Source organism: Actinomadura sp. SCN-SB (genome assembly GCF_043906805.1).
GTDB lineage: Bacteria > Actinomycetota > Actinomycetes > Streptosporangiales > Streptosporangiaceae > Spirillospora.
Window position 1 is genome coordinate 1 of sequence record NZ_JBIMPP010000172.1, and the last position, 840, is coordinate 840.

The following is an 840-nucleotide window of genomic DNA, read 5'->3' on the forward strand; positions in this document are numbered from 1 at the left end:
GTTGGCCTGAGTCTCGCGAGCCTGTAGCACGTGGATGGCCTTGGCTAGGCGGCCGGCGCGGTGCGGGCAGCACCGCAGTTTGCGGAGGATCCGCCAGCTTTTGAACTGCGCATTCGCGCGCACGCCGGGGCCGCGCAGCCGGGCGTGGGACCGGTTGGCGTCCGTGAGGTGCTCGGGCTTGTTGCGGCCCTTGTACGGGGTGAGTAGCGGTTTGCCCGCGCCGTTGTACCCTTGTCGGCCAGTACCAGCAGCCCGGTGGCCTTCAGCGCCCGCAACAGGCCCCAGATCCGAGCGGCCTTGAGGTCGTGTACCGCGCCGGGCGGCGCGCCCGACACCCACACGATCGTGCCGTCTGGGGCGGCGATGACCTGCAGATTCATGCCGTGCTTGCGGTGCTTTCCCGAGTAGAACGGCCGGTCGGCGGCGACGCGGTCGATCGGGATGAGGGTGCCGTCCAGGACCAGATGGAGCAGCCCGTCTTCGACCGCCTTGCGCAGGGCCTGGGCAAGCTTGGGCGAACGCGCGGCCAGCAGTTCGACGGTCTCGTTGACGTACCGCCACGCAGTGGTGGTCGATACCCCGAACCCGGCGCCGAGCTCGGCGAAGGTCTCACCTTTGCGCAGGTGGACCAGCACCATCAGCGCCTGCATGCCCGGCGACAGCGCCCGGTCCTTGCCATCCAGGCGCGCACGGTGCCGCCGGAGGACTCCGGTCACGTACTTCAGGGTCGAACGCGACAACGGCAGCGAAGCACGGTACAACAACATGCGAAGCCCCTGGTGGTCTGGCGTGGATTGTGGTGATCAACCCGACTACCCGGGGTTTTGTTGTTGCCGGGAG

At 68.3% G+C, this 840-nt stretch carries 1 pseudogene; it reads right to left on the reverse strand.

Annotated elements, in window-relative coordinates:
- Positions 1–767, reverse strand: a pseudogene (locus ACGWYJ_RS38910) (transposase family protein); the annotation flags it as partial.
- Between the last annotated feature and the right edge of the window lie 73 nt (positions 768–840).